The sequence below is a fragment of the Dermacoccus sp. CCH2-D9 genome (genome assembly GCF_001556795.1).
GTDB lineage: Bacteria > Actinomycetota > Actinomycetes > Actinomycetales > Dermatophilaceae > Dermacoccus > Dermacoccus nishinomiyaensis.
This window is the reverse complement of sequence record NZ_LSJT01000004.1, coordinates 36,250-48,990: the sequence shown is the minus strand read 5'-3', so window position 1 is coordinate 48,990 and position 12,741 is coordinate 36,250. Positions and strand designations below refer to the sequence as shown.

The following is a 12,741-nucleotide window of genomic DNA, read 5'->3' as shown; positions in this document are numbered from 1 at the left end:
TTCGACCGGCTGATTGAATGGCCCGCATGGCATCACCGCAGGGTTTCGAGGACAAGGTCGCGTTCGTCTGGAAGGTCGCCGACACGCTGCGCGGCACGTTCCGTCAGCACGAGTACGGCCAGGTGATGCTGCCGCTGCTCGTGCTGCGCCGCATGGATGCGGTGCTCGTCGACACCAAGCCCGCCGTGCTCGCGAAGGCGAAGACGTTCGAGACGATCGCCGCCCCGCAGGCGATGATGCTGAAGAAGGTGGCGGGGCAGCGGTTCTACAACATCTCGCGCTTCACGTTCACGAGCTTGCTCAGCGACGACAAGGCGCTCGCGGAGAACCTGTCGAACTACATCCGCGGTCTGAGCAGCGACGCGTACGTCGTCATGGAGGCGTACAACCTCGACGACAAGATCGCCCGCATGGATCGCGCGGGCATCCTTTACCGCGTACTCGCCGACTTCGCCGACCTCGACCTGCGCCCCAGCGTCGTGAGCAACGAGGCAATGGGTTACATCTTCGAAGACCTGTTGCGGCGCTTCTCGGAGATGAGCAACGAGACGGCTGGTGAGCACTACACACCGCGTGAGGTGATCCGCCTCATGGTCGAGCTGCTCGTCGGCGGCGAAGCGCACCGCGAACTCGTCGAGAGCCCCCTGCCGGTGCGCACCGTCTACGACCCCGCGGCGGGCACGGGCGGCATGCTCATGACGGCGATGGAGCACATGAGGGCGCTCAATCCCGAAACCGAGGTGAAGGTCTACGGCCAGGAGCTCAACGACGAGACGTGGGCCATCGCGCAATCGGACCTCATGATGCAGGACATCGACCCCAAGCAGATGCGCAACGGCAACTCGCTGACGCAGGACGCGTTCGGCGCCGACCACTTCGACTTCATCCTCGCCAACCCGCCCTACGGCGTGAACTGGGCCGGCTACGCGGCGCCGATCAAGGAGGAGCACGCCAAGCAGGGCATGAACGGACGCTTCGGCGCGGGCCTGCCGCGCTCGTCCGACGGGTCGCTGCTGTTCCTGCAGCACATGCTGTCGAAGATGAAGCCGACGGGTTCGCGCGTCGGCATCGTGCTGTCGGGCTCGCCATTGTTCTCCGGCGCAGCCGACTCGGGGGAGTCGCGCATCCGCCAGTGGATCCTCGAGAACGACTGGCTCGAAGGCATCGTCGCGCTGCCCGACCAGATGTTCTACAACACCGGTATATCGACGTACGTGTGGATCCTGACGAACGACAAGGCCGACGCCGACCGCGGGCTCGTCAAGCTCCTCGACGCGCGCGCCATGGGCACGAAGATGCGCAAGTCGCTCGGCGACAAGCGCAAGGAGTTGACGGCCGACGCCATCGCAGAAATCGGGCGCCTCTACGGCGGTGCCCTCGACGAAGCGGACGACGACGCGCGCGTCAAGGTGCTGCCGCGCGAGGCGTTCGGGTTCCAGCGCATCACGGTGGAGCGCCCGATGCGCCGTCGCTGGGAGGTGACGGCGGAGGCCGTCGCGGATACGCCGTTCGATGTGTTCGCGCCCCTGGCCGGTCAGCGGTTCGAGACGGAGAAGGCACTGCTCGCCGAGGCCGACGCGATCGCGAAGCTGACGGCGGCGCAGCGCAAGAAGTTCGCCACCGCGTGTGCCGTGGCCGACCCCGACGCGCCGATCGTCACGAAGAAGGGGCAGCCCGAACCCGACGCCGACCTGCGCGACACCGAGAACGTCCCCCTGCCCGACGGCTGGTTCTCCCTGGCCCCCGACGAGCGCACCGCCGCGCTGCGCGAGACGGCCGAGGCGCACCTCGAATCCGAGATCCGGCCCTACGTGCCGGACGCGTGGATCGACCACACGAAGACGAAGATCGGCGTCGAGATTCCCTTCACGCGCCAGTTCTACGTGTACGAACCACCCCGCCCGGTGGAGGAGATCGCCGCCGAGATCCGCGACCTCGAAACGCAGATTCAAGGCTGGATGAAGGACTTGGGGCTGTGAATGTCGCAGACATCCTTTCGTCAGGGATGCCCACCCGCAAACTAGGGGCGATGGCGAGCCGAGTTCAGGACGTGGGGCATGCGGGCGAAGAGCCACTTTCTGTGTTTCTTGAGCGTGGAGTCGTTCGCCGCAGCGATACCGAGGGTAACCACAATGTGCTCGGCGCTGATCTAGCCAAGTACCAACTCGTGCAACCAGGTGACTTGGTATTCAACCGATTGCGAACTTGGCAAGGGGGGTTCGGGGCGAGTGGCTATCGCGGAATCGTCTCTCCGGCCTATATTGTCCTGCGTCCTCGTGACGCGGACGCGCGTTTCCTGCAGTATGTCCTCTTGAGTCGCCCCTATCTAGCCGAACTTACTCGACTCAGCAAATGGATGCCGCCATCGCAATTCGACATCCTGTGGGCGGATCTCAAGACGATCGAACTACCCTGTCCGACGTTGACGGAGCAACGGCGAATCGCTGACTTTCTCGACGACCGCGTCGCACGTATCGACCAAATCATTGCCGCGCGGCGACTCCAGAGGGCTCTCGCGTTCGAGGCTCTACGAGCAGAGTTGGAGACCAGGCTGTGGCCTCAGCGAGAATCGGTTCCCTTGAAGACTCTCGTTGCGGATGTTACGAGCGGGCCGCGTGGATGGGGCGATCTAGTCTGCGAGGAGGGCGCGGAGTTCGTCAGGATCACCAACCTACGCCCCCTCGGCATCGAGCTCGATCGCACAAACCTTCTTCACGTTGCTCCACCCCCCGGGGCTGAGGCGACGCGCAGCCGGTTGGAAACGGGTGATGTTCTGTTGAGCATCACGGCTGTCTTCGGAGAGGTCAGTGTTTGGCGAGGTGGCACGGGTGCCTTCTCGCAACATGTGGCGCGCATCCGTCCGCTCAACCGCCGCGACTCCGATTGGATCGCCTGGGTGCTGCAATGTCACTCGCTGCACGACCAATATGCCCTGTCGGGTTACGGCGGGACGAAGGCGGGTATGGGGCTGGAACAGGTGCGCAGTCTCGCCGTCCCCCGAGTCGCAGCCGAAGAGCGGCGACGGGTCGGCGAATCGCTGAACGCCCTATGGGCGACTTACCAAACGGGATTGGATGGTCTGAACGGTTCAATGGCTGCTCTCGCCGAATACAAGCAGTCCCTCATCACAGCCGCCGTCACGGGTGAGTTCGACGTGACGACGGCATCCACGAAGATCCCTGGGGAGCACGCATGACCGTCACGCAGGAAAAGGCGTTCGAGGCGAACATCGAGGCGCACCTGCTCGGGGCGGGGTGGGTCAGCGTCGACCCGAAAACCTATGACCGCAAGCGCGGCCTGTTTCCCGACGAGGTGATCGCGTTCGTCGAGGCGTCGCAGCCGAAGGCGTGGGCGCAGCTCGTCACGCGTCACGGCGGCGAGCCTGCGGCGCGGGAGAAGTTCGTCACCGTAGTGCAGCAGCAGGTCGACCACCGCGGCACGCTCGACGTGCTCCGGGGCGGCGTCAAGGATTCCGGCGTGCCGGTGAAGCTCTGCTACTTCAAGCCCGCCTCGGGGCTCAACGACGAGATGCAGCGCAAGTACGACGCGAACCGGCTCGGCGTCGTGCGTCAGCTGCACCACTCCGAGTCGAACCCGCGCGATTCGCTCGACCTCGCGCTCGTCGTCAACGGCCTGCCCGTCGCGTCGGCCGAACTGAAGAACCCGCTGAGCGGGCAGGGCATCGAGCACGCGATGGCGCAGTACCGCAGCGACCGCAACCCGGCCGACCTCATCTTCGCGAGCCGCATGCTCGTCCACTTCGCCGTCGACCCGCACGCCGTCGCCATGACGACGCGGCTCGCAGGCTCGGCGACACGCTTCCTGCCCTTCAACCAGGGCTCCGCGGGCCCCGGCCACCCGGGCAGTGCCGGCAACCCGCCCGTCGACCCCGCGAGCGGTGGCTACCAGAGCGCCTACCTGTGGGAGCAGGTGTGGCAGCGCGACGCGTGGCTCGATCTGCTCGGCACGTTCCTGCACGTCAGCGACGGCACGGTGCTGTTCCCGCGTTTCCACCAGTGGCACGCGGTGCGCTCGATCCTCGACGCCACCCGCCGCGACGGCGCGGGCGTCGACCGGCTCATCCAGCACTCGGCGGGCTCGGGCAAGTCGAACACCATCGCCTGGACGGCGCACTCCCTCTCGCGCCTGCACGGCGAGGACGACACGCCGATCTTCGACAAGGTCGTCGTCATCACCGACCGCACGGTGCTCGACCGTCAGCTGCAGGAGACCGTCGCCGGCCTCGACCACACGCCCGGCACGATCGTGCGCATCGACAAGAACTCCGCGCAGCTCAAGAACGCGCTCGAAGGCAACGCCGCGCGCGTCATCATCACGACGCTGCAGAAGTTCCCCGTCGTCGTCGAACTCGCGAAGAAGGCAGCCGCCGAGGGGGAGACGAGCGAGGTGGCCGGCAAGCGGTTCGCCGTCATCGTCGACGAGGCGCACAGCTCCACCGGCGGCGACGGCATGAAGAAGCTCAAGGGAGTCCTGCGCGGCGACGTCCGCCTCGAGGCCGAGGAAGCTGCGCAGGCCGAAGCGGAGGAAGCCGAAGAGGCGAACGATGCGTTGCTCGCCTCCGCGAAGCAACGCGGCAAGAGCACGAACCTGTCGTTCTTGGCGTTCACGGCCACGCCGAAACCGAAGACGCTCGAACAGTTCGGGGAGAAGGACGCCGACGGTGACTACCGGCCCTTCCACACGTACTCGATGCGCCAGGCCATCGACGAGGGCTTCATCCTCGACGTGCTCGCCTCCTACACGACGTACGACGTCTACTACCGCCTCGCCAACACCGAGCCGCGCGACGACATCGACCTCGACACCCGCAAGGGCCGCGCCGCGCTCGCCCGGTTCGCGTCGCTGCACCCGTACGAGCTCGACGCGAAGGCCGAGGTCATCGTCGAGCACTTCCGCGCCAAGACGATGAGCAAGATCGACGGGCAGGCCAAGGCAATGGTCGTGACGCGCTCGCGGCTGCACGCGGTGCGCACGCAGGAGGCCATCGCGCGCTACATCGAACGCATGGGGTACGACACGGGCGCTCGTCCGCTGCGCGCGCTCGTCGCGTTCTCCGGCACCGTCACCGAGGACGGGGCGCCCGACGTCGTGCTCACCGAGGCGTCGATCAACGGCTTCGCCGAGTCGCAGCTCCCCAAGCGGTTCAAGGAGGACGACGACGCGAAGTTCCTCGTCGTCGCCGAGAAGTACCAGACCGGGTTCGACGAGCCGCTGCTGCACACGATGTACGTCGACAAGAAGCTCGCCGGGGTGAAGGCGGTGCAGACGCTGTCGCGGCTCAACCGCACGCGGCCGGGCAAGCAGGACACGTTCGTGCTCGACTTCGCGAACACCGCCGAGGAGATCCGCGACGCGTTCGCGCCGTTCTACGAGCAGTCGTTGGCGGCGCCGACCGACCCGAACATCCTTTACACGCTGCAGCACGACCTCGAATCGGCGGGCGTGCTGTCGCTCGCCGAGATGGAGGCGGCGGTTGTCGCCCTGCTCGACGGGGCGGACGCGAAGCAGCCCGCCATCTACGCGAACGTGGGCGCGGCCGTCGGGCGATTCATCGCCCTCGACGACGACGCGGCCGAAGAGTTCCGCAGCACGCTCGAACAGTTCGTGCGCGCGTACGCGTTTCTCGCGCAGGTCATGCCGTGGGTCGACGCGACGCTGGAGCGGCTGTTCCTCTACGGCAAGCTGCTGCTCGCCGACCTGCCGCAGCGCGAGAGCGACCCGATGCCTCAGCTGTCGAAGGCCGTCCAGCTCACGCACCTGCGGCTGTCGGTCTCGCACGAGGGTGACATCGGGCTCGAGGCGAGCGACGAGGCGGGCGTCGCACTGCCCGGTGAGGGCAAGGGCTCGCAGAACGAGCCGGAGAAGGACAAGCTCTCGGCGCTCATCGAGGCGATGAACGATAAGTTCGGCGCCGACCTGGGCGAGGGCGACCGCATCTGGATCGACCAGCAATGGGCCGCCGTCAAGGACAACGACCGCCTGCGCGTCGTCGCGCAGTACAACGACCGCTCCGCCTTCGAGCTGGTGCTCGAACAACTGCTCGCCGACGTCATGCTCGAACGGCACGACGCGAACGAGCAGTTCGTCAACTCCTACTTCGAGAAGCCGGGCCTCAAGCGGGCGCTGATCGGCCATCTCGCCGGCACGTACGACGAGTTCCGACGGGAGATGGTGGGGTGAGCGGGCAAGGCCGGCGCCCGTCCACGGCGGACCGGTGGCATCGACTGCGCCGCTCGCCGAGCATGCGGGCGGCGCTCGCGCTCGTGCTTGCGGCCCTGGGCGTCGTTGCGGTCATCTACGGCGCGCGCGCCATCGTCCGCGACCCGCTGCGCCCGGGCACCGTTCGCGCCGGCGAGCCGGTCGGCGGGGGCGTGGCGGCCGAGCCGTCGTCCGGCTCGTCGCCGAACGTCGAGATCGCGCAGGCCGCGACGCCGGCGTCGACGTCGTCGATCGTGTGGGCGCTGTCAGCGCGCTTCGGCCAAACCCAGTTCGCGCTCGCGCAGACGACGTGCGCGGGCACACCCTGCCCGGCCCTGCTGCGCACCCAGGACGGCGGCCGCACCTGGCAGCAGGTGCACTCCTTCACGCAGGCCGACGTGTCGTCCGCGCAGGGCGACGCGCAACCCCTCATCCAACCCGCCGGCGCGATCAGCGACTTGCGCTTCCTCGACGCGCGCACCGGGTACCTGTTCGGCTCCGACCTGTGGGTCACCCACGACGGTGGTCGCAGCTTCACGCAGGTGCAGCACCCCGGCGTCAGCGTTCTCGACGTCGCCGTTCACGACGGCCAGGCCCACGCCCTCACCGCCGCGAGCTGCATCCAAGGTGGCTGCACCGGACGCCTCGAGGTCGCCCGCATCGGCACCGGCCGCACGCCCGCCGTCACCGACGCCGTCGCGGGCGTCACGCCGCCCGGCGAGGTGAGCGACGCCGGCATCGTGACGGCCGGCGAGAACCTGCTCGTCCTCGCGCACGCCGAACGCAGCGGCGGCGAAGCCTCCGGCGCGTGGCGACTCACGGGCGACGCCCTCACGCCGCTGTCGACCCCGCCCGCGTGCAACGGCAAGACGATCGAAGCGGCGACCGGCCTCGGCGCGACGTCACGGATGGTCGCCGTCTGCGACGCCGTCGTCACGTCCCGCTCGACGAGCTACTCCACCGTCACGAGCGTCGACGGCGGCGCGACGTGGCAGCTCGTCGGCGCCGGCAACCTCACACTGCCCACGCAGGGGCACGTGACGATCGCCGCGAAGGATCCGACACACGTCGTCGCCGTCAGCGGCGGCCCACGCGAAGCCCTCGACGGCACGACGCGATCGCTCAGCGACATCGCCGTCGCCGCGAGCAAGGACGGCGGCGCGTCGTGGACGGAGGGTTCCCCGACGTCGCGCCCCAGCCCGGGAGGGTTCGACTCCCTGCAGGCGAGCCAGCCCGGCGTCGCCGCCGTCACGCGCCATGACGGCGACATCTGGACCTCCGCCGACGACGGCGTGCACTGGTCACGCCACGCTGTCGGCGCACGGTGATTGAATGACGACATGAGCGATGTGGAGCCCAGCATCCCGGCCGACTACCCCCGCGAGTGGGAGGCCGACGTCGTCCTGCGCGACGGTTCGGTGGCCCACGTGCGCCCCATCCGCCCCGACGACGCCGAACGCATCCACCGCTTCCACGCCGCGCAGAGCGAGGAATCGATCTACCTGCGCTTCTTCGCCCCGATCAAGCGCCTGAGCGATCGTGACGTGCGCCGCTTCACGCACGTCGACTACGTCGAACGTGTCGCCCTCGTCGCGACCGTTGGCGACGACATCATCGGCATCGGCCGCTACGACCGCCTCGGAGGGCGCGACGCGACGAGCGCCGAGGTCGCGTTCAACATCGCCGACAGTTTCCAGGGCCGCGGCGTCGGCTCCGTCATGCTCGAGCATCTCGCGGCGATCGGCGCCGAGAGCGGCGTCGCCGAGTTCGTCGCCGACGTGCTGCCGCAGAACCGCAAGATGATCCAGGTCTTCACCGAGGCCGGCTACGACGTCAGCCGCAACTTCGACGACGGCGTCATCTCCGTGCGCTTCGAGATCGAGCCCAACGAGAAGTCACAGGCCGTGCGCCTCGCGCGCGAGCAGCGCGCCGAGTCGCAGTCGGTGCGTGCGCTGCTCAACCCGTCGTCGATCGCCGTCGTCGGCGTCTCGCGCGACGGACGCTCCGTCGGCGGTCGTGTGCTTGCCAACCTCGTCGAGGGCGGCTACCGCGGCACGCTCCACGTCGTGCACCCCGAGGCAGAGACGATCGAGGGCCTGCCGACAGTGCCCTCGATCAGCGCGATCGGGAAACCGGTCGATCTCGTCGTCATCGCCGTGCCGGCTCCGAAGGTGCTCGACGTCGTCGCCGAGTGCGGCGGCGCGGGCGTGCGAGCGCTGCTCGTCGTCTCCGCAGGGTTCGCCGAGTCGGGCCCCGAGGGCGCCGAGCGTCAGGCCCAGCTGCTCGCGCTGGCCCGCCGACACGGCATGCGCGTCGTCGGGCCGAACAGTTTCGGGCTCATCAACACGCGCGAGGACACGCGCCTCAACGCCTCCATCGCCTACGAGATGCCGCCCGCCGGCCACCTCGGGCTGTTCGCGCAGAGCGGCGCGCTCGGCATCGCCGTGCTCGCGAGCGCCGGACGGCGTGGCCTCGGCCTGTCCGATTTCGCCTCCGCCGGCAACCGCATCGACGTCTCCGGCAACGACCTCATGCAGTACTGGATCGACGACGACGACACCCACGCCGTCGGCCTCTACCTCGAATCGGTCGGCAACCCGCGCAAGTTCACGCGTATCGCGCGGCAGCTCGCGCTGCGCAAACCCGTCGTCGTCGTGAAGTCCGAGGTCTCCGCGTTCGGACGCCCGCCCGGGCACCGCGTCCGGGAGACACGGACGCCTCCGCGTGCCTTCCGCGAGATGCTGCGCCAGAGCGGCGTCATCCGCGTCGGCAACGTCCACCAACTCTTCGACGTCGCGCAGCTCGTCGTCAACCAGCCGCTGCCGAAGGGGCGGCGCGTCGCCGTCGTCGCCAACTCCGACGCGCTCGGCGCGCTGTGCGGTGACGCGGCGCTGAGCTGGAAGCTCGACGTCACCCGCGGCCCCGTCGCCGTCGCCGCGGACGCGAGTGAGGACGCGTTCCGTGACGCGCTCGTCGCCGCGTTCGAGGACGAGAACGTCGACTCAGTCGTCGCGAGCTTCATCCCGCCGCTCATCACGGGCGGGCGTGACGTCGCGCGCACCGTCGCCGCCGTCAGCGCGCAGTACGACAAGCCCTGCGTCACGACGTTCCTCGGCATCGACGGTGTGAGCGACGACCTGTCGGCGTCCCCGCCCGACGGCTCGACGCGCATCGTGCCTTCCTACCCGATGCCCGAGGACGGCGTGCGAGCGCTCGCCGCCGCGACAAACTACGCCGAGTGGCGCGGGCGCGATCGCGGTGAACCCGTCGCGCCGCTCGGCATCGACCGCAAGGGCGTGCACGAGATGGTGCGTTCGATCATGGCCGAATCGCCCGACGGGCGGGAGCTCACCGCCGACGAGACCGCGCAGCTGCTCGCGCTCGCCAAGATCTCGGTGTGGCCCTCCGTCCCGGCGCGCTCGCCCAAGGAGGCGGTCGACGCGGCCGAGGAGCTGGGCTTCCCCGTCGTCGTCAAGTCGATCGCGCCGCAGGTGCGTCACCAGGTCGCGAGCGCGCTGCGCGCCGACCTGCGCTCGCCGCTCGCCGTCGTCGAGGCCTACGAGGCGCTCGCGGAGCGTCTCGAGGAGTACGGCCCCGACCAGTTCGTCGTGCAGAAGATGGCGACCCCCGGCATCGGCTGCTCCGTCACGAGCGTCGAGGATCCGCTGTTCGGTCCCGTCGTCTCGTTCTCCGTCTCCGGCCCGCCGACCGACCTGCTCGACGACGTCGGTTACCGCAACCCGCCGCTGACGACCGGTGACGTGAGCGAACTCGTCAGCTCGATCAAGGCGTGGCCGCTGCTCGACGGCAGTCGCGGGCGCGGCATCGACCGCGCCGCCATCGAGGATCTCGTGGCGCGGGTGTCCGTGCTCGCCGACGAGAACCCCGAGATCGCCCACCTCGAACTCAACCCGGTGAGCACGCACCCCGGCGGCCTCGACGTCCTCGGCGCGCGCATCACGCTGGCGCCCGCGTCGCTGCGTCAGGACTCGGGCCGACGGGCCATGACGTGAGGTCGCCCTCCAGAGGCGAGCGCGGGCCGCAGGATGGGATGATGGCAGGCATGGCTCAGAACCTTCCCACCGACCTCGCTCGTGCCATCGACAAGGCCGGCTACTTTCCTGCGCTCGTGCGCGACGTCGTGGCCACCGCGCTCGCCGGTGACGAGGTGCGCCAGCACCTCGTGCACGTGGAGACGACCTTCGAGCAGGACGAACTGCTGCGTCACATCACGGTGCTCGTGCTGACGCCGACGAAGCTCGTCATCGTTCACGCCGACGACCACGACGACTCAGCCGCCGGGGGTGTGCGCTCGACGCGTCAGGCCGTGACGGCGACATCGGAGACGGTCGCGCTGTCGTTCGTGCGCGGCGTGACGCTGACGCACGTCGTCACTTCCCCGGAGCGCTACCGCTCCGGCAGCCTCGGGCGCGAGGTGACGCTGACGATCGGCTGGGGCACGATCAGCCGCATCGACCTGCTGCCCGCGACGTGCGGCGACCCGAACTGCGACGCCGACCACGGCTACGACGGCACGATCACCGGCGACGACATCAGCCTACGCATCTCCGCCGACGCCGAGGGAGAGGGTCACCTGCAGCAGGCGATGACGTTCGCTCACGCCCTGTCGGCCGTCGTCGGCTCCGCGGCCCGCTGACGCCCGCGATGAAGGCTCCCCGCTACGACGCCGACGGGCTCGCCGGTGTGCTGCCGTCCGTGGCACGCAGCCTCGACCCCGTCGCGTTCGCGGGGGCCGGGCGCAAGCTGCCGCAGGCGCGCGCGGCGATCGTCGTCCTCGCCGACGGGCTGGGCGCGCGGCTGCTGCGCCGTCAGAGCGCGCACGCACCGTTCCTGCGCGAGCACCTCGAGCGGATGCAGACCCTCGCCGCGGGCTTCCCGACGACGACGGCGACGTCGATGGGCACGTTCGGCACCGGCCTGCCCCCCGGTGCGCACGGCCTGGCCGGCTACCTCGTCGTCGACCCCGCGACGGGGCGCGTGTTCAACGAGCTGACGTGGAAGGACGGGCCGAATCCGCAGGCGTGGCAACCGAACCCGACGGTGTTCGAACGCGCCGACGCCGCCGGGCTGCGTCCCGCCATGATCGGACCCGGCTACTTCGACGGCTCGGGCCTGACGAACGCCGCCCTGCGCGGCGCGACGTTCTACCCGGCCGAGGGGCTCGACGACCGCGTCGACGCGGCGCTGGCCGCCACCCGGCGCGGTCACCGACTCGTCTACCTCTACTGGGGCGAGATCGACAAGGCCGGCCACGTCCACGGCGTCGGCTCGCCGCAGTGGGCGCACGAGCTCGCCGTGTTCGACGACGCGATGGCGCGCCTCGACTTCGGGCGCCCCGCGGGCACGTCTCTCACGCTGACCGCCGACCACGGCATGGTCGACGTCCCCCTCGACGCGCGCGTCGACATCGCGACGACGCCGCACCTGCGAGACGGCGTCCGACGCGTCGGGGGAGAGATGCGCGCGCTGCACCTGTACGTCGAGCCGGGGGCGCTCGCGGACGTCGAGTCGCGTTGGCGCGCCGAGATCGGCGCGCACGGACACGTCTTCACCCGCGAACAGCTCGCCGACGCCGGCTGGGTCGGCGCGCTCGATCCCGCCACCGCCGGACGCTTCGGCGACGTCGTCGTCTCCGTCACGAGCGCACGCGGGTACGTCGACTCGCGTGTCATGAGCGACCGCGTGCTCACGCTGCTCGGCCAGCACGGTGCGATGACGCCCGACGAACTCGACGTGCCGTTCCTCCACCTCGGCGCGCGCTAGGGTGACTAACCGTGGCTGAGCTCGTGTTTTTCACCGGAACGATGGATTGCGGCAAGTCGACGCTGGCGCTGCAGATGGATCACAACCATGCCGCGCGCGGCCGTCGCGGCATCGTCCTCACCCAGCACGACCGCGCCGGTGAGGCCGTCATCTCCTCCCGCCTCGGCCTGCGCCGCGAGGCCCTCGAGGTGAACGCCGGCCTCGACCTGTGGGATCTCGCCGTCTCCGCGCGCGTCACCCTCGGCGAGCTCGACTACGTCATCGCCGACGAGGTGCAGTTCTACGAGCCCGAGCAGATCGATCAGCTCGCGCGCGTCGTCGACGAACTCGACGTCGACGTCTTCGCGTTCGGCATCACCGCCGACTTCAAGACCCAACTGTTCCCCGGCTCGCGTCGCCTGTTCGAACTCGCCGACCGCACACAGCTGCTGCAGGTCGAGGCGTTGTGCTGGTGCGGCAAGCGCGCGACGCACAACGCCCGCGTCGTCGACGGCACGATGGTCGTCGAGGGCGAGCAGGTCGTCGTCGGCGACACCGGCGACCAGGGCGAGACGCCGCTCGTCGAGTACGAGGTGCTGTGTCGTCGCCACTTCATGCGTCGGATGACGTCACATGCCGCGCGCACGATCGGGGCGCAGCAGATGCCGTTCGACCTCGACGTCTGCCCGGTGCCCGCCTCGACGTTCGTCGCGTCCGAGCCTGCGGGCGAATCGTCGACGGCACACGAAGGCCCCTGAC

8 protein-coding genes are annotated in these 12,741 nt (G+C 69.3%); all 8 read left to right on the top strand.

Features of this window, described 5'->3' with window-relative positions; genetic code table 11:
* Positions 1-26 precede the first annotated feature (26 nt).
* Genes AX669_RS00410 through AX669_RS00375 form a run of 8 tightly spaced genes read left to right on the top strand, consistent with a single transcriptional unit; the run spans position 27 to position 12,740 of the window.
* Positions 27-1,979 (top strand): class I SAM-dependent DNA methyltransferase, encoded by a 1,953-nt coding sequence (locus tag AX669_RS00410; RefSeq protein ID WP_062255915.1) that lies wholly within the window; start codon positions 27-29, stop codon positions 1,977-1,979.
* On the top strand, positions 1,976-3,196 hold the full coding sequence (locus AX669_RS00405; protein ID WP_156444876.1) for a hypothetical protein: 1,221 nt from the start codon (positions 1,976-1,978) through the stop codon (positions 3,194-3,196). Before AX669_RS00410 ends, AX669_RS00405 begins: the two co-directional genes overlap by 4 nt.
* Entirely contained in the window at positions 3,193-6,201 is a 3,009-nt protein-coding gene (locus tag AX669_RS00400) for a type I restriction endonuclease subunit R (RefSeq protein WP_062255888.1), read from the top strand. Before AX669_RS00405 ends, AX669_RS00400 begins: the two co-directional genes overlap by 4 nt.
* Positions 6,198-7,547 (top strand): sialidase family protein, encoded by a 1,350-nt coding sequence (locus tag AX669_RS00395; RefSeq protein WP_197418811.1) that lies wholly within the window; start codon positions 6,198-6,200, stop codon positions 7,545-7,547. Before AX669_RS00400 ends, AX669_RS00395 begins: the two co-directional genes overlap by 4 nt.
* A gap of 12 nt (positions 7,548-7,559) precedes the next feature.
* The gene (locus tag AX669_RS00390; RefSeq protein ID WP_062255884.1) at positions 7,560-10,232 is read left to right on the top strand and encodes a bifunctional GNAT family N-acetyltransferase/acetate--CoA ligase family protein; all 2,673 of its coding nucleotides are present in this window, start codon (positions 7,560-7,562) and stop codon (positions 10,230-10,232) included.
* Between the two features lie 41 nt (positions 10,233-10,273).
* On the top strand, positions 10,274-10,876 hold the full coding sequence (locus AX669_RS00385) for a DUF5998 family protein (protein ID WP_062255913.1): 603 nt from the start codon (positions 10,274-10,276) through the stop codon (positions 10,874-10,876).
* A gap of 8 nt (positions 10,877-10,884) precedes the next feature.
* Complete coding sequence (locus AX669_RS00380) at positions 10,885-12,003, top strand: alkaline phosphatase family protein (RefSeq protein ID WP_038567839.1); 1,119 nt, start codon at positions 10,885-10,887, stop codon at positions 12,001-12,003.
* An 11-nt stretch (positions 12,004-12,014) separates the two neighbouring features.
* A complete protein-coding gene (locus tag AX669_RS00375; RefSeq protein WP_062255883.1) occupies positions 12,015-12,740 on the top strand; it encodes a thymidine kinase in 726 nt (241 codons plus the stop codon).
* Position 12,741: the final 1 nt, after the last annotated feature.